Genomic DNA, 21,249 nt, shown 5'->3' on the forward strand with positions numbered 1-21,249 from the left:
CTCAGGCGTCCACTTCCAGCTGTTCCCGACTCACATCGACATTTTCGCCATCGATAAGGCGTTTATGTAGTGCCATATCGATGTTGCACCCGCTGATGACGCAGGCGCAGGTTCCCGGCGCGTTTATTTTCCCGGCAAGCAGAGCCGCAATACCAACGCTGCCAGATCCTTCAATGACCAGCTTTTCCTGCCAGTAAGCGTGACGGATGGCCTCGGCAATCTCGGTTTCCGTTACCAGGACAAGGTCATCCACGAGATCTTTTACCATCTGAAAAGTGTATTGGTTGGATAGACCAACGCCGCCACCCAGGGAATCAGCGAGGGTAGGACATTCTGTTACCAGAATGGGTTTGCCAGTCCGTTGGCTTTCATACATGGCCGCGCCGCGGTCCATCGATATGCCGATCATCCGAATGGCTGGATTACGGGCTTTCATTGCCAAGGCCATCCCGGAAATAAGGCCGCCGCCAGAAACGGGTACCAGGACCGTTTCAATTTCCGAGAGCTGTTCCTGAAGTTCAAGGCCTAACGTGCCCTGGCCGGAGATGATATCCTCATGGTCAAATGGCGGCAGCATGGTCATGCCTTCTTCAGCTACGAGCCGCTCAACCTCTACCTGCGCGTCGTCCTGAGAACGCCCAATGATGCGTACCTCCGCGCCATGCGACCGGATACCGTCGACTTTGTTTTTTGGTACGAGTTCTGACATGCAGATGATACATTTCACACCGGCGTTATGGGCAGCATAGGCGAGGCCTCGACCATGATTCCCGGTTGATACGCCGACAACTCCGTTTGCTTTCTGCTCCTCCGTCAAGGACAACACCGCGTTCGTTGCGCCTCGTAACTTGAAGCTTCCGGTTATCTGCAGTTGCTCCAGTTTGAGGTAAAGGTCTCCTCCCGTTAGCTCAGACAGGGACGATGAAGAAACAATCGGTGTCTGCCGGATAAAGGGAGCTATCCTGAGGCGTGCCTTTTCAATAGCTGCGAAACTAATGGGCCCCATTTCGCGGTCCTTCATGTTGGATTGTTCAAATTTGAAACAGCCGGCCATAGCCGGAAATTTTTCTGTCAATGCCCGCCAGCCGGAGGCTGCGCCAGACGACGGCCTGATTAGATGTCACGACGGGTTTGCCGGTGATCCGTTCAATTTCGTCAACGCAAACTGCCGCCCGAAGAGCCGTACAGGAAATAAAGAGTGCCTCCGCCGTGTCATTAATCGTTTCAACGGCAGAGGCAATAATGCTGGAGCGGGAAACGCGGGCCATTTTTCTGTCGTCATCAAGTCCGAAGCAATTCCAGTTCACGACATCCAGGCCGTTCCGTGAAAAATAGGTGGTGAGCTCTTCAGTCACCAAAGGGGAATAGGGTGTAAGAACACTCACTTTATTGACACCCAACGCCTCAAAGGCAGCGAAGGCGGCGGAAGTCGGCGTCACGCATTTGCTGCCTGGTTTTGCCTGTTGAATGTAATTCGCGACAGTCTCATCCCCGAGAACGACGGACGCCGCCGTACAGCCATAGGCAACGACATCAAGATGTTCGTCTGGCAAGATCAAGCCCGCTGCCTCGGTTAGCTTCGGTCCAGTAAGTTTGAGGCTTTCCGGTGTGGTCGGGTTTTCGTAGCTAATGCGCGCAACATACACGCCAACTTCCTCCGGGTCACAAATGCGCGCAAAATCCAGTTCAGACGTGTGATCTGTGGCAAGCGCAATGAGACCGATCCTCTTGGGTACAGGGGAGGCGTCCTGTTGGGAGGTTAGGATCCGTGAGTGCCGGGTTGAAGTATCCATTATAATTGATCCCATATGAAACCACACAAAGAGGCTAAAACAGTCGGGCGGACAACATTACTACACTACCATGACTGGACAGGTCGCTAAGCTCGTTACTTTGTGGGAGACACTTCCAAGCAGGAAACCTTCAAGGTCTCCATGCCCTCTGCTCCCAAGGACAATTAGATCTACATCCTTGTCTTTAGAGAAACTGACAATTGTTCGCGCTGGCGGGCCGTTTCTGACAAAGGCGCGTACCTGACTGGCCCCGAGTTCCAAAGCCGTTTTTTTGGCGCTTTCTGCCACATTTGTAGCATGCCCCCGGAGGATATCATCCATCGTCTCGGGCTCTTCGGAGCGCACCATGGACATGGAGGTTTCCAGAAGACTGTGATGTCTGTAAACGGTCAAAATGAACAATTCGCAGTCGAAATTCTCCTGCAGCCTGACAGCCATTTTCAGGGCTTTCTGGGACTGTTCCGAACCATCCACCGGGATCAGGATTTTCTTAAACATAAGCCATCTCCAATCCGTTAGCGAAATGCTAGATCACGGGCAAACAGTGCGATTTGCGGGAAAAATATGAGGGCGACGGATACTCCTGCTAGAATGATCGTAAAAGGAAAAATGCCTCTGACGACGTCAGCGTAAGGTCTTTTGAAGACGGCTATCGCTGTGAAAATATCACATCCAAATGGGGGTGTAGCGGACCCGATTGCAACCTGCAGGGTGATGATTGTGCCGACCAGAACGGGATCCAGGGCGACAGCCTCAACCACCGGGGCAAAGATTGGTACGAGGACCAGGATCACGACAATCGGATCGACGAACATGCATCCAATGAAGAATGAAACGGATATGACAGCCAGGACACCTTTGGGACCCATCTCCGTTATGCCAATGGCACCGAGTATTTCCTGTGGGATCTGGGCGAAGGATATTACCCATGAGAAGGCCGCGCCTGCACCCACCAGAATAAACACCACAGCTGTGATCAGTCCGGTGGATTTGGCAATCTGGTATATGTCCTTTAAATTCAATGACCGGAAAACGATAATTTCCAGAACCAATGCGTAAAATACGCAGGCCGCCGCCGCTTCAGTCGGACTGAAAATACCGCCATAGATGCCGCCAACAATGATGACCGGGAAGCCGAGTGGCCAGATGGCTTTTCGCGCAGCATCAAAGCGTTCGGACCAGGTCGCCTTTGGTTCGGTGGGCACCTTGTTAATAGTCGCGTAAATCATGCTGTAGATGGAGAACAGGACCATCAGAAGGAGCCCAGGGCCGACGCCCGCGATGAATAATTCTGAAATGGACGTGCTGGAAATCACCCCATAGATGATCATGCCGATGCTGGGCGGAATGAGGAAGGCGATATCGCTGGCGTTAATGATCAGGGCAAGGATGAATGAATCCTTGTATCCCGCCTTCAGCATTCTGGGACGTAGTGGTGATCCCACCGCAACGACAGTGGCCTGGGTGGATCCGGAAACCGCGCCGAACAGGGTGCAGGCTGCGGCTGTGCTGACCGCAAGTCCTCCCCTAACGTGGCCGATAAACTTCATTACCATGTCAATAAGCCGGCCCGCAGACTGACCCCTGGTCATGATTTCCGCAGCCAGGATAAACATGGGAACCGCAATCAGCGAAGCAGGGCGGATGCCGGCCAGCATCTGCTGGACCATGAAGTCCATTTTTGAAAAGCCGTTGAACAGCTCATAAAATCCGTAAAAAGCCCCGAGCAGGAGAGGAATCATCATCGGCAGTCCAGCCAGGAGGAGAACGATCATGATCGCTGTTATTTTAATTGCCATCAGGCCCTCCTAAACTTCGATCTCTTCGTCGTCATATCCTTCCAGCATATGGGTGGAAAGATAGACGTCCTTTTCGAGAATATTCTTGACTGTCGTGAGCGCATACTGGGTCCCGGTGACGGCGAATCCGACGGGAACCCATAGAAATATGAAATAAACAGGAATCTGAAGAGACGGGAGTACGCGCCCTGAACTCGCAACTTTCAGAATATATCCGATGGAAAAGTAACAAAGCGCAAACATCGTCAGCGCGGTGATTATCGTTATCAAGATCATCATGATCTTTCGCGCGCGGACGGGAAGGGCGTCATATATGGCAGACATCCTGATATGGCGTCCGTGGCGTGCGGCATAGCCGATGCCAGCAAAAGTGATCATGATGATAAGAATGCGGTTTACCTCTTCTGTGAAGAAGAAACTGTACTGGAAGACAAAGCGACCAATGACATTGCCCACCGTATTAACAGCCATCAACAAAACACCGACAGCCAAAATAACCGCTTCCGCTCGTCCGATAACTGTATCGATTGTCCCAAGTATGCCGGGAAGCATCGATTTGTGAGCTTTATCTGTCACGTTGCGCTACCTGTTCCATCCGAACCTATTTATATCGAGGATATTATGCCGGGCGACTGACCTTTAAGCCGCCCGGCACCTGTTGGATGTGCCGCCCTATTTTGTGGCAGCCAGATCCGCTTTAAACTGCTTCAGGATCGCTGCCCCGCGATCACCGGTCATTTCGATGAACTTGGCTTCCACGTCGCCTGCCGCATTCTTAAAGCAGGAGCGCTGATCTTCGGACAAAACAGTAACCGTCATGCTGGGCTTGGCCTGCTTGATTTTTTCAAGTTCCTGCTGAGCCAAACCTTCCTGATAAACAACAATATGTTCATAGGCGGCTTTAGTTGCATCCTGAACGACTTTCTTGTCGGCATCACTCAGGCCGTCATAGAATTCCTTGTTGGCCATTACTGCCGTCGTGAAATTGCTGTGGCCCGTATAGGTAATGTAATCCGTTACCTCATAAAGCTTTGTCGAATAAAGGAAGAAGGTCGGATTTTCCTGGCCCTGAATGATGTTGGTTTGCAGGCTGCCATAAACTTCACCCCAAGGTAGAGGTGTTGGCGTTGCGCCGAACGCCTTGTAAGCTTCCACCAGAAGTGGGTTCGTCATGACCCGGAACTTGACCTCGTCCAGATCCTCGCAACTATTAACTGGCTGCTTTGTCGTCATGGCGACTTCCCCCTCGGGGAACATCTGCAGGAGTTCAAGGCCTTGTTCAGCATAAAGCTCCTTGAAATCCTCGTTTATTGCCTTGCTTTCCCGGAAGAACCGAGCCAGATGCTCCTGATCGGTAGGAAGCAGGTAGGGAACAAAAAATACCTGTGCTTCCGGGATCAGCGCGCCAGTAAAGCCAGGGGATTGGTCGACGAACTGAAGGATGCCGGCCTGAGTCTGTTCCATCAGATCCGCTGACTCACCCAATGTTCCATAAGGAAAAAGCTGGATTTCATGATCGGAATTTTTCTCCACCTCTTCCTTGAACTTTGTTGCATAAACCCCCTGCACTTCAGTCAGGGATTCTTCAAATGCGTATTTCCAGGTATCTGCCTGTGCAGCGCTCAGTCCTGCCGCGAATGTAGCTACAGCTGTCAAGCAGCTTATCAAACCGCGATTTTTCAAATTCATTTGTGCCATACCTCCAGTTAGTTATTGGCGATCGTTGACCGGGTCGCTTTCTTGACGCATAGCAGACCCAAAAGCTCCTAAGTACTGTGTCATTCCGAAAAAGCAGGTAACGACTTTAAACTCTAGAGATGCTTTTGCAGAGACTGTGTCCAATGCGGAATTTGGCGAAAACAACCCGCCTAATTTATCCGCTGAAAGTCTGACCTCCAATTGTATTGCATGTCAAATATTATATTGTAGCAGTACAATTAGAGAAGTTGGGGCAGTGGTTCTGGTGATCGTTTCAGAAGACCCTTGATAAGGGTTAATCCCTGCCGAAACCTATCTGGATGGGGAACGCCGCCGACAGCAATTCTGACAGCATTCAAGGGCTGGCATTGCGCCGTCATAAAGGGTTGAGGCGGGGCCACGGCAACGCCAAGAGCTTTCGCATGTTCAACTATATTCTGTGAAGTCCACTGTTCTGGCAGGTGGAGCCAGATATGCAGGGCTGACGGGTGTCCAGCCCAGTCAAATCCAGTTAGTTCTTCTGCAACAATTGCATGGCGCTCTGCAATTTTCTTCCTTTGCCAACACACAAGTTCGTCGGCCGTACCGTCCTTGGTCCAACGGCTTGCCAGTTCAGAAATGAGTGGGGTGGCCATCCAGCTGAAGACGATCAGTCTTCCGGTAATGGTGGGGAGCAGGGCTTCAGGGGCTACCAGATATCCGGATCTCAGGCCCGGCATAACGCATTTTGTATAAGATGTAAGGTAAATGGATCTTTCGGGGGCCAGTGCGGAAATCGGGATGGGGCGGTATTCCGGCAGCGGGCCGAGCACGTCATCCTCGATAATCAGGACGTCATATTGTCGCGCGATTCGGACCAACGCCTCCCGCCGTTCCTGTGACATAAGGCTGACGGAAGGGCCAGCGAGCGTCGGAACGGTAAAGAAAACTTTCACATCGTGCTGTTTACAGGCTTCTTCAAATGCATCTGGAAGAACACCTTCTTCGTCCATCTGGAGCCCCTGTAATCGGATTCCCAGATATGCGCATAAAGAGATAATAAGGTGATGAGCGACGACGTCTGTGACGACAATATCGCCAGGTCGGGCCACTGAGGAAAGGGCTGTCGACATGCCGTGGCACACACCGTTTGTCATAACAATGTTTCCAGCAGAGACATTTAGGCCGCACTTGGACAGCCATTCCACGCCTGCTTGACGATGTTCCTCTAACCCAATATTTGGCCGACAGGCCAGATAGGTATCCGGGTTCAGGTCAGAAGAGAGCTCCATCAGGGCGGACTGCATCCTCGTGGCATGAAGGTTATCATAAAGCGGGCGCGCAATGGAAAGGTCAATAACACCCTGGTCAGTTCTTTCCATCAGAAAGGGTTGACTTGAGGTCTGTGCGGGATCAAGTACAAAAGTTCCACGTCCGACCTGACCACCGACGAGTCCGGCGCGGGTAAGTTCGTCATATGCCTTGCTGACGGTATGGACGCTGACGCTTAAATTGTCCGCCAGCGTCCGATGGGGAGGTAGCCGTTCACCGACTGCGAGCTGTCCCGCGGATATTGCGTCTCTCAGAAGATTTGCGATACTGATATGAAGAGGGCGATCGAGTGTCTCGCGCTTGGGGATCCATTTTGTCATGCATCAATTCTAATTGATAGGAGGACAACTGCAATGAATTTTCTGCCTAGGGTGAATTCTACGCAAACAGCTCTTCTATCGGTGTGCTTGATAAACCCGGATTGTTGAGCAGGTATATAAGGATAAAACCCGGAGCTGTCATGTTAGAGAGTCTCATCCCTGACCAATCAGAGAGCGGTTACATATCGAATGTCTTCCTGTGGCCGCAAAGAGTCCGCGTATTGCGGCTAAAAACGAAGAGAAGCGGCATTGTTCTACTCGATGATTAAATTACTATACTTAATAAATACATTAATTTTATTTATATATTTTGTGCCTTTGGCTGACGGATCGTTATGCAGACTGTCTGGTCGGTCAAATGAGATAAACGGCTAATCTGAAGGCAAGGTAATAGTTACAGTGGTTCCTTCGTCGACCCTGGAAACTATTTGCAGTTCGCCACCCAAGGTTTCGACATATTTTTTTGCTAGTGTCAGTCCTAATCCCGTACCCTCAAATTTCCGGTGAAGACCTCTATTCGCCTGTCCAAATGCCTTGAGGCAGTTTTCTATCTCATCGGCGGCAATACCTATACCATTATCGGATACGGATAGATTGATTTCTCCCGTATCCTTACGCAAAAGCATGAGCCTTACAGAACCATCTTCCCGGTTAAACTTGATCGCGTTTGAGATCAGAGCGCTTAAAGCCTGCTTCAATAAACGCTCATCCGTCTTATAGAGTAGCTCCCTTTCTGATGCCTCAACCGTGAAGGTGAGACCCGCGGCTTCGGCGCGAACTTTTGAAGATTCTCCCAGGCGTGTAACAAGTTCCGTCAGGTCCACGTCTTCCTTCTGTGCGGCCAGTTCATCATTCTCAAGCCTTGCAAAATCCAATACGTCTGTAACGGTCGTAAGCAATCTCGCCCCGCTGTTATAAATATCAGTGCAGTATTCTGCATATTTGGGGGACCCTAGCGGGCCAAAAATTTCACTACGCATCGTTTCTGAGAAGCCCATCATAGCGTTCAGCGGCGTCTTTAATTCGTGGCTCATATTTGCCAGAAATTCGGTTTTTGCCCGGTTTGCCAATTCGGCTTGTTGCTTGGCAGCCACGAGTAGTCGTTCTTTGCGTTGGGCATTCCTTTCCGCTCTGACCCGCGGATCGATATCCCGCATGAGAAGAATGAGATCAAGGCTGCCATTTTCATTCATTTTCGTTACGGCCATTTCTGCATGAAATGCCCTTCCGGTCGTCCGCTTGCACAGAACACGTACTGGCATGCCTGTGGTTACGGCCGTCTCGAGAACCTGATCAAAGGAGGCGCCATCGGTTATGGCCGACGGAACATAAAAGTCCGACATATCCCGTCCTCTGGCGTTCGCAGTGTCTATCTCAAAAATGCGTTCTGCGGCGAGATTGGTGGTCTTTATGCGACCAAGTTCGTCCGTCGTGATAAGGGCGTCAAAGGCGTTCTTTGCCACATTCGCCATTAGGGCTTGTGCCCGTATCCGCTCCAACCGCTCTACTATGATCTTGAGGCCCTGTTGATGGTAACGAATGAGGACCGATGAGCCGCTGGTTAAAAACGTCCCAAAAAAGAATGGAGTAACGGGTATCAGTTGGCTGGAGTAGGATTGTGCCGCCAAAGCGACACCGAATATGGCGGCGTCACAGGCAAGGACTACCATTAGTATGCTAACAAGGCCAAAGTTCCAACTGATTGCGGCAATGAAGGCCGTTACCAGCATCAAGCATATGATAGTGGCGCTGGTTGAAAGAGGTTGTAATGCACGGTCGATGACAAGTGACTGGGCGGCGAGCATCTGGGCAAGAGCACCTGGAAGAGACTTGTAAAGCGGCGTCGCAACATTGTCGCCGAGCTCAACCGCTGTCGCGCCAACAAGAACTACCTTTCCTTTGAATGCGGCAGGATCGATCAACCCTTGAGCGACATCAGAGAATGAATAGCGTTGAAGGGACGCCAGACTTATACTGTAGTCGATTCCAAAATCCTGATCTAGATCGAGGGGATAGGTTAAATGTCCGGACCTTGCCGCAATACTGCTCGCCAGAGTCGGAATAATTTGTTGGTTCCATTCCTGGGCTAGCGGCTGGCGCCACAGAAGTCCGTCGGGTCCCGGGAATACATTTGCCGATGCAATCTCAACATGCTGGGCAAAGCGGGGCATTGGACCAACATCTATAAAGGAATTGTCGGCGTCACTCCATTGCCGGAAAGCGGCGAGCACTGTTCTTCCATTACTTCGCGCGAGGGCCTTCTCAAGCGCCGTATCGTCAGTAACATTGCTAGCAAGGCTGAAATCCACGTCGAGTACAATCGCCGCGGCCTCTGCCGCCGTCAGGCGATCAATCAATAATGCATGGAGGGATCGCTTCCAAGGCCATACGCCAACTTCCCGCAAACTTTTGGGGTCGATCTCGACAATGACTATGTCTTTGCTTGCGCCTTGATTGATTAACTTAAAGCGAAGCTCAAGAAGCGGTCTTTCAATAACGTCCAGTGATTGAGAGTAATAGGCAACAACAGTTACACTAAGGGCCAGCACCCAAACAGCGACTCGTAGTAGCATAGTATTTGGGTGCTTGCCGAAAGGTTATTGGGCGCCGCCTATACCAATCCCTACGCCAATGCCTCCGACGTCGACACCAATACCTACGCCTCCGACACCAGCATCGGCACCGACACCTACACCTACGCCGCCAACACCTGCTCCGGCACTCGCACCTACACCGCCGGCGTCAGCACTTGCTCCGGCGCTTGCGCCAACGCCGCTGTCTCCGACGCCGGCTCCGGCACTTGCACCAACGCCGCTGTCTCCGACACCAACTCCAGCACTTGCACCAACACTACCTGCGCCAACTCCGGCACTTGCGCCAACGCCCTCAGATCCGACGCCGACACCGACGCCTGCACTTGCACCGCCAACGCCAATGCCTATACCGGCACTTGTGCCGCCAACGCCAATTCCTATTCCAACACTTGCGTTGGTGCCTTCTACCCCGCCAGCACCGCTTGTGCCGCCTTCAGCGCTAACGCCAAAGGATGAATTTGACCCTTCGACTGTACTTGTGGTAACGCCAGGTGCGCTGCTGGATACATTTGCAGACATGCCTGCTGTTACAGACGCGGTTGCCCCGTCACTCGTATTGGAAACGGATACCGTGCCTTCATTAACGTCAACCTGTGTTGAGTCTTCATTAATATCAACAGTGAATCCTGTCCCCTTCACCACAGCGACAAGATATGGTGCCGTTACAGAAAATGTGCTTGCTTTGCGTTTCTGCACGGAGTAGCCAACCTTACCTGCTGTTTGCACGATCGAAGTCGTGGAATCTGCATCATCTTCAGGCGCCACGTTAATCGTTGAATTGGGTTCAAGCTCTATTTTGTCAAAGCCGTGCACTATAACTGCATGAGCATTGTCAAGTGTCCGAATTTCCACCTTTGCAGGTAGTTGCTGCTCTTTAACCAGAGATTGCCAGTTTTCGTCGCTGCTGGCAGGGCGCCATTGGCTGGGTCCCTCAACAAGGAGTACGCTCCAGTATCCCGTAGATTTTGCCGCTGAGTGTTGCGGCAGCGAAAGGAATAAAATAAGTGCGCTTAATAAAGTAATTAATGTAATGGAAAATACATATCTTATTCCAAATTCATTGTTGACTGACCTAATCATGATGCACACTGACAACCTATCATAAATATAATTGATAGTCATGAATATGAAAGTAAATCGTTAACAAACGATTAATGTTTAAGATAATTTACAAGTTTTGAAGTTATTGTTGATGCATAATTCTAATATACATGGTGGTCGCTCGCGTTAAATAAACTGCGTATATTAATAACAATATGTTCTGATATATATTTTATTTATCTGATATTTGTTCATTTTTAAAACAATGCCTTATTGAAACAATATAGTATTACTTTTATTTTGAACTTCGTATTTCCATATTTATTAAATAATATTTCAATTGTATTAAATATTATAATAAATAAACTTGAATCAATAAACAAACGACATTCACTTTTACGTCAATCTAGTGCAGATTATTTGGTCTCAGGCTTATGGGAATGTCGGTTTATTTTGTCTGATGCAGGTGGTTAAGGGGAGAGATGTCTTATTGCCGGTAAAATCGCTTTTTATACTGCAAACGACCAGTATTAAAATCGGGAGTAATATCAACATCACAATCTGCTTCTCTGGTTAAGAAGAGGGCCTCATCATTCGATCGGTGACCGGGAAAAAGTCGGATTTTTAACCCCAAAAGGACTAATTTTTCATTAAATTGTAATTGTACGATAAAATCTTCTCAATCCCGACTAAAGTTAGCTTTCTAGGCTTTTTTCCGGGCCGGCTACCAACGATTTTATTGTTGATCCTATGATGCGATATCGTAAATATCCGCATAGCAAGAGCTTTCCACTAAAATTAAGGTCACTGCGGCGGATTTCCCGAATTCCCGCCCGTGCCAAGCCCCGATATTTGGCAGGCGTTCTGTGCCAGTTAATGCTCAGGCTGCTTTTTTGATATCGTTTGAAGCAAAGTGTTTGTGGCACGCGAATGAAGGGACCAAGTAACGACATATGCAATAACCAGGTCCAGTCCGCACTAAACTCGCCAAATTCATTTTTTGGAATTCCGCCTATCCGTTCGTAGGCTTTCCGGCGAAAAAGCCCTCTGTTCGGTATCCACCAATGAAAACTAGGTCGGCGCCGCGCCATCATTAACCCCCTCAAAGTGGCACTTTCGACCCCTGATATCTCGGCACTTTCCAATAATTCTGTTGTTCCATCGGGGTCCACCAGTTCGAGATCTGAAAAGGCAAGTATTGCGTCTGGCTTATTTTGCAGAGCTTTCACTAACGAAGAAACATATTCCGGCGCAACGACATCGTCATGAAAAGCGAAGAACATCATCTCGCCGTGTGCATTTTCCATCAGGTCGTTACAATTGCCAAGCCAGCCGAGATTCTTCTCACGCTTTAGAATGCGAATGTTTTTGTGGCGTTCAGCATATTCTTTGATGATTTCGGGCGTTCTATCCGTTGAACAATCGTCACCGATCAAGATTTCAAGATGTGGCCAGCTTTGCGCGACTAAGCTATCCAGGGTATCTCGGATAAACGCTTCAGCATTGTAACTTGGTAGCAGGGCGGTTACGAGTGGCATATCCACCTCGCTTGTCGCCAAATCTTCACTCATTGTCCGGTCCAATGTTGGTCTAGTTATGGAAACATCAGAACTAATTTCCCATTAGCTCTTGTGCGAGTTTAAACGCCAATTCCGGGGCGGAGGAATATTTGCCGGTGTCTATTGAGTAATACCGGCCTTTCCGTGTGATACCGAATTTGTCCCGAGAATGCAGAGTGGAGGATTTTTGAGCGATCGAGCCTCTGCCTTGCGCAAATACAAATCCCCCCTCGACCCTAATATCCTCTGCCGCGTCAAATATCTCGTCAGCGCCAACCAATACTGTCGAGAGGCCGGCGCGAACCTTCTGTGTGATTGAATTTTTTTGTTCCGGAGTTAGCGGATCAGGCGTGTTTGGCAAAATTTCGACACTATCAACCAGAAGGCCTGCCGGATACCAAGACAAGTAGAATGACTTACCGTCATAATTTTTAACATCGCCAAACGCACCCACGGCGACAAATGCACTTTGTGTCTCCACAATTTTTTTCGTTTTAACAAACAGCGATACCCGGTATCTGTTCGACCAGGTGCCGCTTGGCAGAATGCCTGCTTTGGCATCTATTGCCATCCGCCCGTGCCAGAGGCAATTGATCACGCAATCAAATCCTTCGTAGGCTTTTTGGCCATCTGATGTTTCACAGGTTACGCGCCAGAGTCCATTGTCAGTATCCTCAGGGGTGGCATCTGTGACTGTATGCCCCGTCGCCACGAAAATGTTCTTGCTGTTTGTAAGGGCTGCCGTATAGAGATCCGCGATTGTTTCAGTGCGAACGGACCGCTCCGGGACCCGAAAGGCCGCCACCGTATTTTCCGCGGCTGCAACGGATTTGAATTCTGAAGGACTGAGTTGGCTCGAAGAAAAGCCGGATAGATCCCTAAAGTAGTCTTTGGCGCCGGGATGTGATCCAGCAATTTCATCCAGTTTCTTTAAAAAGTCTCTGAATTCGGTTTCGTCAACGACAGAATCCCGATGCAAAATAAACAGATCATCTTCAGTTGTTGCGAATGGGCGGATATCAGTTGCCAGAATATCGGACACCAGCGGGGCAAACGACACGCCGCCAGATAGAACATGGCGCGCGGAGGCTAATGTGGGGTCACCTGAGTAAACATATCCCAGATGTATTTTTCCTTCGTTCCATCTGCTTGCGCCCATCATCGGAGATGACGCGCTTTCAAATATAGTTACCTCGGCTCCTCTTCTTGCAAGTAAAAGGGCCAGGCTGCTGCCCATGATTCCGGCTCCCAAAACGGCGATACGCATTGTTATAAACTACCTTTCGGGCCGGCTTTAGTCTTCGCCGAGACTATTTGGGTTTTAGTATAGAAGTAATCGGACTCATCATAACTCGTATCACAACATACGAGCAATGCAGAGGTTTCATCTGCATATATTTGGCGGGACCAGACCCCGGCTTCAACCAAAAGGCAATTTTCAGGGCTTGAGAGCTGCTCGATTTCCATAAATCCCTCATATTGCAACTCAACCGTTATCTTGCCCGCGATGGGCATCAAGAACTGTCGACCCGTATAATGACCGTGACCACCGCGTTCGACATTTGAGGATGCTTTGACGAGGAATATTCTTTTGGTAGGGAAGTGTATTTCCGACAGGTCAATCGGGACAAGACTTCCTCGCTCATCAATACAGGGGGTGGCCTGGTAAACAGAGACCTTGTCATTCAAAAGTTTGCGTAACAGTTTCATATAAAGTTCTTCAAGCTGGGTATTCCCGCTATTAGCAATTTTTTTGAGAGTGAACCATAGGAAAGAACTTCGGCCGAATAATGAATTCTTGTGCCGGGAAAGTTTGGCATAGATGGCTTGTGAGGGAAACAGGGTAAGGGCCAGATACGCTAAAAAAGTCAGGTAAGCAACAATTTATTAGACAAAGCGTACGCTTACATCGGGAATTCACTGTTTAGGAGAGGACAATGTGGTTGAACGAAACTCGCTTGGCGGCATGCCATAGGCTTCCCTGAAAATCTTTGAAAAATGCTGAAAATTGTTAAATCCCCATTTCATCGCAAGTTCGCTGATGGACTGTCGTTGGAACCTGGGGTCCTTGAGGTTGGACGCCACTCTTTCTAGCCTGGCTTTACGGATAAATCCGCTGATAGAGTAGCCTTCTTTCATGAATATCTCATTCAATCGCCTGACCGAAATACCGGTAGCCCGGGCCACCGCGTTTCTATCCAGTGCAGGATCCATCAGGTTCGACTGAATATAGGTTCTGGCGCGCAACGACATATGTTGTTCCGGCAGGCTTAACTCGCAACCGCCCTCATCAATTGATGACAACCCGGTTGCCACCAGGTCAAACAGAGTATCCTGGATAAAGGATTGAATAATCCTGTTATTGTTTCCCGCTCTGGCGAACCCGAGAATGCTCTGGCCGACCAGCTTCCCAATCTCGCTATTTCCCGATACTCGGCGTCCGGTCAGCAGATCCGCATTGGGTATTCTCGCCAGTAGCTGTTTCTTCGGCATCTGGAGCACCAACTGCTCGAAATTGTCTGTCAGGGTAAGCTTGTAAAGATCAGTGCTGCTGTAGAGCGCAAAGTCGCCGGGACTTAGCTCGGCATGTCGATTTCGTTGACTGAGATACGCTTTTTTTCTCAACTGCAGGCTGAGCAGGAAAAATTCCTCTGTTGCGCGCGATATGTCCTGTTTGCGGCGAATGACATCATGGGAGGTTCCAGAGACAAAGGAAACAGCGAGCTGCGGAAGCCGTTCCAATGTGATCGAGCCGTGAAAATCCCGCTGTTCAACCGCTTCGCATCCTAGTTGGACGTAGGTTGCGCAAACAGCTTCGCGCCAATAGGCGAAACGCTCTCGATAAGTGACACTTCTGGTATCGAAATTCAGCTGCACGTCTCTGTGTCCTTAAGTTCTTCTGCAAAGCACGAATAACATAAGAAAAACAGAAAATACCAAATTCCGCCCAAAAAAACAATGTTTCCCGCCCATACGGATAAGCGCGCATGCCTGAATCGTATTTTACTTCCGAATAACAGGTAAGCAAATTCACAAACAGGGAGAAGATTCCAGCCATGTCACATCAACCCTTTAAAGTCGCTGCCGTTCAGGCTGCTCCTGAATATCTAGATCTGGACAAGTCTGTTGCCAAGGCAATATCGCTCATCGATCAAGCTGGAGCGGAAGGTGTTAAACTCATAGCCTTTCCGGAAACCTGGCTGCCCGGCTATCCATGGTGGATTTGGCTGGGGGCACCGGCCTGGGGGATGCAGTTTGTCGGGCAATATCATGAAAACTCCATACAGGCGGGCAGTAGCCATGATGATGCGCTGGCTGAAGCCGCGCGCCGGAATAATATCCAAGTTGTCATGGGCGTCTCAGAAAAGGATGGTGGCAGTCTTTATATGGGCCAATGGCATTACGGGCAGGATGGCAAAGTCATCTCCCGTCGCCGAAAGCTGAAACCGACACATGTAGAAAGAACTGTATTCGGCGAAAGCGACGGTAGTCACCTCATTGTAAGCGAAACAGACCTAGGCCGTGTGGGAGCCCTTTGCTGTTGGGAACATCTGCAGCCCCTTACCAAGTACGCCATGTACTCGCAAAATGAACAAATTCATATCGCGTCCTGGCCGAGCTTCAGCCTTTACAACGGCGTCGCATATGCGCTGGGCCCCGAACTGAACTCCTCGGCGAGCCAAATGTATGCGGCGGAAGGGCAATGTTTCGTGCTTGCGTCCTGTGCCACGGTATCCCCGGCGATGGTCGAGCTTCTCTGTGATACACCGGACAAGAAAGAGTTTCTGAAAGCGGGCGGTGGCCATGCCCGAATTTACGGTCCCGATGGGTCACCGCTTGCCGCGCCGCTCGCCGAGAATGAAGAAGGGTTGCTGATTGCGGAAATTGACCTTGGAATGATCGCCTATGCGAAATCGGCGGCAGATCCGGTCGGCCATTATTCACGGCCAGATGTGCTGCGCCTGATGTTCAATTCGCGTCCTAATCCCGTTGTCATGAATTTTGATGAGGGAGAGAAGCTGGCGGTCCGCGAAGATACATCGGATGCAGGCGCAGCGGCGGCGGAGATCGAGCATGCGGCAGAATAATCTATCAAGAGGAAGTGAGCGAACATATCCGCTTCGGATGCCGCCGGGATGGGAGCCGCCGGTCCCGGCATTCAGTTCAGAATTTGGCGCGGCGACCAACGAAATCTCCATGGCGGTGATCGGCTGTCAGTTCAGTCGCCCACACCGAGATAGGCTGTATGAGATTGTAGCTGGCCTTGAGCTTCTCTTGCGGAAAGTAGGCGAGGCTGACCATGTGGATTTGTCTGAATGCCCTATCGATGGGACAGGCCACAGTCAATTTGTTGCGACTTGCTACTGGTTAAAGCCGGACGCAATGGCCAAATTTTTTGACACGACTGATTTCAAGGCTTTTTGGGCACGGCACAGCACGGAAGGGTTGGCTTACGGTGTCTTTCGAGAATTTTTTAACATTCCGATGAAGCGCTTTGAAACCTTGCATTCCGGCCCCGATCACATTGTTGGTATCGCCCATGCCCGCCAAAGTGTCAGTGACCCAATCCTGAGGCATGCCTATTGGGGAAGTATGCGAGACAGGATTGAGGAGTCTGCGACCGACGAACTGGAGCCTGTCGGAGATATAGAGGTACTGGAGAAGGGGCCAAATCGCATTGTCGTTCGTCCAAATCAGAACCTGGCAGTTATCAGGTCGGGCCAGGACCTCACCAAGGCAACCGGGGTCGAGCGAGAGGAGTATTTTTCAGATATCGAGCCTGTGCTTAAGGCCGGAATGAAATTTCTCCGGGATAACGGGCTTGAAGAAGTCAATTGCATAGATTGCCGGTACATGTCGCTTCTTGAAGAAGGGGGAACACGGAAAGATCACACCTATGGCTTGGCCTATTTCCGGTCTTTGAAGGATCTTGAACAGTGGGCGGAATTCCATCCAACCCATCTTGCGATTTTCAACGCGTTTATGGAGTTTGCGCCACGGTACGGACCGGAAATGCGGTCACGCTATTGGCATGAAGTTTCCGTGTTGCCGGCAGTCAGCCAGATTGCCGAATATATAAACTGCGCGCCGGGGACAGGACTTTTAAGCGGGGTGCGCAACTGAGGAGTCTGTACCAGACAGAATATCCAACAATCAAACATTGCAGGGAATGCCAGCACAGAAATGGCATCAGGCAAGGTCTTAGCAAAACAGGAAGGAAGAACAATGTTTATGCGGAATATGGGGCTGGCACTGATACTGGCCATGGGACTTATAAGCTATTCGCAAGGGGTAATGGCCGCCGAACCGGAATGCGGTGCAAATACCGGCCAGAAAGCAACCGGCGACCCAATTGTTGTCGGAGGTATTAATGGCAATGCGCCTCCTGGCGATTTTTCCGGAGGTACTGATGCCGCCGCTGCGTATTTTCTTTGCGTAAATGATAACGGCGGGATCAATGGTCGCCCGATCAAGTATATCGTTGAAAATGATCAATGGAATCCGGAATTGGCCGCTCAAGTGGCCACCAAGCTTGTAAAAGATGATGGAGTTGTGGCGCTGGTCGGCAATGGCTCGGTTGTTTCCATGGCGGTTAATGCGAAGCTCTACAAGGACGAAGATGTCATGGCAATGGCCTCTGCCTGCGCTATTTCGGACTGCTACGAGAATTCCAACATTGTCTCGACCAACCAGGGGCCGCTCCCGTCTGGCATTGGCGCATTGAAGTTCGCAGTGGAAGAGCTTGGGACGGAACATGCCGCCTGTATCGGGTTCAACATTCCCAATAATGGGGGGTGGGCCTGTGACTGGGCCGGAAAGTACATGGAGTCTGTAGGCAAGAAATCGACGGCCTTATTGATGGATCCGTCCGCCGTTGATCTAAATTCCGTTTACCTGCAGGCGTTAGCGGAAGGCGTTGATACGATCATGCTGATGCTGCCAGCTGGGCCGGCCCTCGGGATATTGAAAGTGGCTGAAGAACAGGACGGTGGAGATACCTTTAAATGGATTTCCCCAACGCCGCTTTACGATCCGACTGTGCCTGAGGCTCTCGGTGATTACTGGAACAACAAGCTTTACGTAAATATCGAATTGGGGCCATTCAATTCAGATGGGCCAGACAATCAAAACTGGATAGCCGTTATGGATAAGTACGGCGAGGACGGGGATAGACGAGATACATTCTCCCAGTCAGGATATTTGTCTGCAAAATTTTTCGTTGATACGCTGCTAAAAATGGATCCTGCCGAGATTAATCGCACGAATGTAACAAAGGCAATTAAAGGGATATCCGGATTAACGTCCGATTTGCTGTGTGGGCCCTATTATGTAGGCGATTTTGACCGGCATATGCCTAACCACGCGGGTCGCATGGTTGTGTATGCGGATAATGAATTCAAGGTTGTCAGAGACTGCTACGACATTGAATCAAGCTACCTGGATTCAATTCGCCAGCAAGAACGCCAGTTGAAGCTTATCCAGTAATCCAATCAATGAAAGTACCGTTCCTGCTTAAGCCTGGGGACGGTACTCAACATCCTTTCGAGAGCCATCTGACATGAAAATATACGCAATATTTATGATCTCGGGGCTGGCGGTCGGCTCGCTTTATGCGCTTGGCGGCATAGGTCTTGTTGTCCTGCGTCGCGCCACGGGGTTCCTGAATTTTGCGTATGGCGCGATCGCTGCGGCGAGCGCGATGATTTGCTGGCAATTCATTGATTGGGGATTTGCGGGACCGGTGTCGTGGCTCATGTCTATACTTACCGGCGTGATTTTATCAGTGTTTTTCGGTCGTTACCTCGCCCCAAGTTTGGCGTGGAGAGAGCCTGTTGTGAAGGCGGTCGCGACGCTCGGTTTTGCGTTGATAATCCTCGGGTTGGTCAGTTTTATTTGGGACGATGCTGCGCGTAAGCTGGTTCTGCCGACAGACAAGATCGGCTTTCGCCTGATGGAGGTCCGGATCACGGTAACCCGCATTATTGCGTTCGGGTCTAGCTTGTTGATCGCCCTTGGGACGATACTTTATTTAGAGAAAACCAGGACAGGGTTGCAGATGCGGGCGCTTGCCAATAATCGCGCTCATTCTGCCCTGATTGGAATACCAATCCTAAAAGTTGAAACCATCGCTTGGGCGCTTTCCGGTGCGTTGGCAGGATTTACCGGAATGTTGTTTGGAGATCTGGTGCGCCTGGACCCGACAATCATCACTTTCATGGTTATTCCGGCAATCGCCGCAGCCATTTGTGGTCGTCTTGAATCCCTTTTTCTTACCTTCATTGGCGGACTGTCTATCGGCGTTGCCGAGGCGATGCTCACGCTTGTAAAAACGGCCGCGCCCTTCAGGTCGCTGGTAGCCTTCGTTGTTGCCGTTCTTGTCATTCTTTGGATGCAGCGCAAGCAGCGTCTCGTCTTTCAAACGGAGGATTAAGTGGACGTCATATCTCACTTCCGACAGGAGAGCAGGACGTATGCCGCGCTCGGGTTTGTGGCGATCTGCGTTATTGTCCTTCCCGTCGTTATTGACTCGATCTGGGTAAAAGTGCTTACGTCCGCGGTCATTTTTACACTCGCGGCCTACGGTATCTCCTTGCTGTATTCCCAACTTGGTCTCGTCAACCTCTCCCAGGTCGCACTAATCGGCGTAGGAGGATGGATCATGCTTCGCTTGAACTATGCCGTCCAACTTCCCTTCGAGCTGAATTTATTGGTCAGTGCCGTGATAACGGCATTTATTGGGATGATCCTCGCCTTGCCGGCGATGCGGATGAAGGGGTTATATCTTGCCCTTATCACGCTAATGGTTGCCGGCGGATTTCAGATAATTTTCTCTGCGATCCAGTTTCCAAACGGTGGTGCCGGTTTTCTCGGGGTGGCATTGCAATCTCCCGGCGAGATGCGCCGACCCCTGATAGCGGAGAGTGATACAGCCTATCTGAGATATTCGATTATTGTTGTCGTTCTCGGGGTGATGTTGGCGGCCGCACATAACCGTGGCCGACCAGGGCGGGCCTGGGCAATGATCAGAAAGTCAGAGGCCAACGCCATGGCGGCCGGGGTAAACGTGACATTGTACAAGCTGTGGTGCTTCACCCTGTCCGGCTTCTTGGCGGGCGTATCGGGAGGGCTTCTCGCCGGGGCCTTGAAGATACTTGATGCCAAATCGTTCCCCGCGGGAGAATCGATTCTGTTGTTCGCGCTCTCTATTGTGGGCGGCGTTGGGCACTGGATGGGCGCTGTGATAGCGGGTTTTCTATACAGGGTCGTCCCTGCAATCTTTAACAACATCGGAATCGACGCTGATCTTTCCCTCGTTATATTTGGTGCTGCGTTGCTTCATGCAATCATGACCGCTCCCAACGGAATTGCCGGTCAGCTCTCCTCTTTGTTCCAGTCTTTGGGAAGGCAGAACAAATGATCAGAATATCCGATTTGAGCGTACATTTTGGGGGTGTTGTGGCGCTCGATAACATTACGGTCGATATCAAGGACGACATCGTCGGCGTTATTGGCCCGAACGGGGCCGGAAAAACCACGTTGGTAAATGTTTTGTCCGGGTTTGTTCTTCCCGATAGCGGGACCGTCGATGTCGAAGGGGTGGATCTGCTTTCCCTCGCACCCCATAAGAGGGCACGCTGGGGCCTCGCGCGTTCCTTTCAGAAAGTACAAACGGCGGACAATCTGACGGTCGCAGATAATATTTGGGTTTCCCTCGACACCTCGGCCAGCCCCGGTATGAAAAAACATGCCGCGCTCAACAGGGTGCTGGATTATGTCGGGCTGGCAGACATGGCTGATGTGCCTGCGCATAAACTCAATCCGTGTCAACGGCGGATGACGGAACTCGCGCGATGCCTTGTTGCCTCGCCCAGGATTGTTCTCCTGGATGAACCAGGGGGCGGGTTATCCGAAATGGAGGTCGACAAACTTCGGCAGGTGATCGGAAATATCAAAACCATTTTTGGCGCACAGGTTCTGCTGATTGACCATGACGTTGAACTGATCAAATCGGTCTGCTCTAAAACGATGGTGTTGGATTTTGGTGAGCTGATTGCGTTCGGTCCGACTGAAACCGTCTTACAGGATGAAAATGTCAAGGCTGCCTATCTGGGGACGGAGATTAAGGTGTGAAA

19 protein-coding genes are annotated in these 21,249 nt (G+C 50.5%); 6 read left to right on the top strand and 13 right to left on the bottom strand.

The window, feature by feature from the left end; all coding sequences use genetic code 11:
- Position 1: 1 nt before the first annotated feature.
- The 13 genes from eutB to J0X12_RS09900 all read right to left on the bottom strand — a co-directional run bounded on the left by eutB (position 2) and on the right by J0X12_RS09900 (position 14,992).
- Positions 2-1,006 carry a hydroxyectoine utilization dehydratase EutB gene (eutB, locus tag J0X12_RS09840; RefSeq protein ID WP_207044992.1) on the bottom strand — a complete coding sequence of 335 codons (1,005 nt, stop codon included), beginning with the start codon at positions 1,004-1,006 and terminating at the stop codon, positions 2-4.
- A gap of 25 nt (positions 1,007-1,031) precedes the next feature.
- Entirely contained in the window at positions 1,032-1,793 is a 762-nt protein-coding gene (eutA, locus tag J0X12_RS09845; RefSeq protein ID WP_207044995.1) for an ectoine utilization protein EutA, read from the bottom strand.
- Between the two features lie 60 nt (positions 1,794-1,853).
- The gene (locus J0X12_RS09850) at positions 1,854-2,291 is read right to left on the bottom strand and encodes a universal stress protein (protein ID WP_207044998.1); all 438 of its coding nucleotides are present in this window, start codon (positions 2,289-2,291) and stop codon (positions 1,854-1,856) included.
- A gap of 17 nt (positions 2,292-2,308) precedes the next feature.
- Entirely contained in the window at positions 2,309-3,592 is a 1,284-nt protein-coding gene (locus tag J0X12_RS09855; protein ID WP_207045000.1) for a TRAP transporter large permease, read from the bottom strand.
- Positions 3,593-3,601: 9 nt separating this feature from the next.
- A complete protein-coding gene (locus J0X12_RS09860; RefSeq protein ID WP_353890909.1) occupies positions 3,602-4,144 on the bottom strand; it encodes a TRAP transporter small permease in 543 nt (180 codons plus the stop codon).
- A gap of 120 nt (positions 4,145-4,264) precedes the next feature.
- A complete protein-coding gene (locus J0X12_RS09865) occupies positions 4,265-5,281 on the bottom strand; it encodes a TRAP transporter substrate-binding protein (protein WP_288903699.1) in 1,017 nt (338 codons plus the stop codon).
- A 248-nt stretch (positions 5,282-5,529) separates the two neighbouring features.
- Positions 5,530-6,921: a MocR-like ectoine utilization transcription factor EhuR gene (gene ehuR / locus J0X12_RS09870; protein WP_207045008.1), complete on the bottom strand. Its 1,392-nt coding sequence runs from the start codon at positions 6,919-6,921 to the stop codon at positions 5,530-5,532.
- A gap of 371 nt (positions 6,922-7,292) precedes the next feature.
- A complete protein-coding gene (locus tag J0X12_RS09875; protein ID WP_207045010.1) occupies positions 7,293-9,470 on the bottom strand; it encodes a CHASE2 domain-containing protein in 2,178 nt (725 codons plus the stop codon).
- Between the two features lie 48 nt (positions 9,471-9,518).
- Positions 9,519-10,328 (bottom strand): FecR domain-containing protein, encoded by an 810-nt coding sequence (locus J0X12_RS09880; protein WP_207045013.1) that lies wholly within the window; start codon positions 10,326-10,328, stop codon positions 9,519-9,521.
- Positions 10,329-11,251: 923 nt separating this feature from the next.
- A complete protein-coding gene (locus J0X12_RS09885) occupies positions 11,252-12,127 on the bottom strand; it encodes a glycosyltransferase family 2 protein (protein WP_207045016.1) in 876 nt (291 codons plus the stop codon).
- A gap of 40 nt (positions 12,128-12,167) precedes the next feature.
- Entirely contained in the window at positions 12,168-13,382 is a 1,215-nt protein-coding gene (locus tag J0X12_RS09890; RefSeq protein WP_273543411.1) for an FAD-dependent oxidoreductase, read from the bottom strand.
- A 2-nt stretch (positions 13,383-13,384) separates the two neighbouring features.
- Complete coding sequence (locus J0X12_RS09895) at positions 13,385-13,825, bottom strand: sugar 3,4-ketoisomerase (protein ID WP_207045021.1); 441 nt, start codon at positions 13,823-13,825, stop codon at positions 13,385-13,387.
- A gap of 207 nt (positions 13,826-14,032) precedes the next feature.
- Complete coding sequence (locus J0X12_RS09900; protein WP_207045023.1) at positions 14,033-14,992, bottom strand: AraC-like ligand-binding domain-containing protein; 960 nt, start codon at positions 14,990-14,992, stop codon at positions 14,033-14,035.
- Between the two features lie 179 nt (positions 14,993-15,171).
- Between J0X12_RS09900 and J0X12_RS09905 the strand changes: the two genes are divergently transcribed.
- From J0X12_RS09905 to J0X12_RS09930, 6 genes are all read left to right on the top strand, one after another.
- Positions 15,172-16,203: a carbon-nitrogen hydrolase family protein gene (locus tag J0X12_RS09905; RefSeq protein WP_207045026.1), complete on the top strand. Its 1,032-nt coding sequence runs from the start codon at positions 15,172-15,174 to the stop codon at positions 16,201-16,203.
- A complete protein-coding gene (locus tag J0X12_RS09910; RefSeq protein WP_207045028.1) occupies positions 16,190-17,239 on the top strand; it encodes a phenylacetaldoxime dehydratase family protein in 1,050 nt (349 codons plus the stop codon). Before J0X12_RS09905 ends, J0X12_RS09910 begins: the two co-directional genes overlap by 14 nt.
- 102 nt (positions 17,240-17,341) lie before the next feature.
- Positions 17,342-18,601, top strand: coding sequence for an ABC transporter substrate-binding protein (locus J0X12_RS09915; protein ID WP_207045030.1), 1,260 nt, complete (start codon positions 17,342-17,344; stop codon positions 18,599-18,601).
- A gap of 73 nt (positions 18,602-18,674) precedes the next feature.
- On the top strand, positions 18,675-19,547 hold the full coding sequence (locus J0X12_RS09920) for a branched-chain amino acid ABC transporter permease (RefSeq protein WP_207045032.1): 873 nt from the start codon (positions 18,675-18,677) through the stop codon (positions 19,545-19,547).
- Positions 19,548-20,534, top strand: coding sequence for an ABC transporter permease subunit (locus tag J0X12_RS09925; protein WP_207045035.1), 987 nt, complete (start codon positions 19,548-19,550; stop codon positions 20,532-20,534).
- On the top strand, positions 20,531-21,247 hold the full coding sequence (locus J0X12_RS09930) for an ABC transporter ATP-binding protein (RefSeq protein ID WP_207045038.1): 717 nt from the start codon (positions 20,531-20,533) through the stop codon (positions 21,245-21,247). Before J0X12_RS09925 ends, J0X12_RS09930 begins: the two co-directional genes overlap by 4 nt.
- Positions 21,248-21,249 lie beyond the last annotated feature (2 nt).

Origin of the sequence: Sneathiella sedimenti, assembly GCF_017313765.1 — a bacterium.
Taxonomy (GTDB): domain Bacteria; phylum Pseudomonadota; class Alphaproteobacteria; order Sneathiellales; family Sneathiellaceae; genus Sneathiella; species Sneathiella sedimenti.

What these genes read in the sequence shown, in the direction of transcription:
- J0X12_RS09885 (WP_207045016.1), bottom strand. Translation starts at nt 12,127, where the DNA reads ATGAGTGAAGATTTGGCGACAAGCGAGGTGGATATGCCACTCGTAACC.
- J0X12_RS09865 (WP_288903699.1), bottom strand. Translation starts at nt 5,281, where the DNA reads ATGAATTTGAAAAATCGCGGTTTGATAAGCTGCTTGACAGCTGTAGCT.
- J0X12_RS09910 (WP_207045028.1), top strand. Translation starts at nt 16,190, where the DNA reads ATGCGGCAGAATAATCTATCAAGAGGAAGTGAGCGAACATATCCGCTT.
- J0X12_RS09890 (WP_273543411.1), bottom strand. Translation starts at nt 13,382, where the DNA reads ATGCGTATCGCCGTTTTGGGAGCCGGAATCATGGGCAGCAGCCTGGCC.
- J0X12_RS09850 (WP_207044998.1), bottom strand. Translation starts at nt 2,291, where the DNA reads ATGTTTAAGAAAATCCTGATCCCGGTGGATGGTTCGGAACAGTCCCAG.
- ehuR (WP_207045008.1), bottom strand. Translation starts at nt 6,921, where the DNA reads ATGACAAAATGGATCCCCAAGCGCGAGACACTCGATCGCCCTCTTCAT.
- J0X12_RS09920 (WP_207045032.1), top strand. Translation starts at nt 18,675, where the DNA reads ATGAAAATATACGCAATATTTATGATCTCGGGGCTGGCGGTCGGCTCG.
- J0X12_RS09860 (WP_353890909.1), bottom strand. Translation starts at nt 4,144, where the DNA reads ATGCTTCCCGGCATACTTGGGACAATCGATACAGTTATCGGACGAGCG.
- J0X12_RS09905 (WP_207045026.1), top strand. Translation starts at nt 15,172, where the DNA reads ATGTCACATCAACCCTTTAAAGTCGCTGCCGTTCAGGCTGCTCCTGAA.
- eutB (WP_207044992.1), bottom strand. Translation starts at nt 1,006, where the DNA reads ATGGGGCCCATTAGTTTCGCAGCTATTGAAAAGGCACGCCTCAGGATA.
- J0X12_RS09895 (WP_207045021.1), bottom strand. Translation starts at nt 13,825, where the DNA reads ATGAAACTGTTACGCAAACTTTTGAATGACAAGGTCTCTGTTTACCAG.
- J0X12_RS09915 (WP_207045030.1), top strand. Translation starts at nt 17,342, where the DNA reads ATGTTTATGCGGAATATGGGGCTGGCACTGATACTGGCCATGGGACTT.
- J0X12_RS09930 (WP_207045038.1), top strand. Translation starts at nt 20,531, where the DNA reads ATGATCAGAATATCCGATTTGAGCGTACATTTTGGGGGTGTTGTGGCG.
- J0X12_RS09855 (WP_207045000.1), bottom strand. Translation starts at nt 3,592, where the DNA reads ATGGCAATTAAAATAACAGCGATCATGATCGTTCTCCTCCTGGCTGGA.
- eutA (WP_207044995.1), bottom strand. Translation starts at nt 1,793, where the DNA reads ATGGATACTTCAACCCGGCACTCACGGATCCTAACCTCCCAACAGGAC.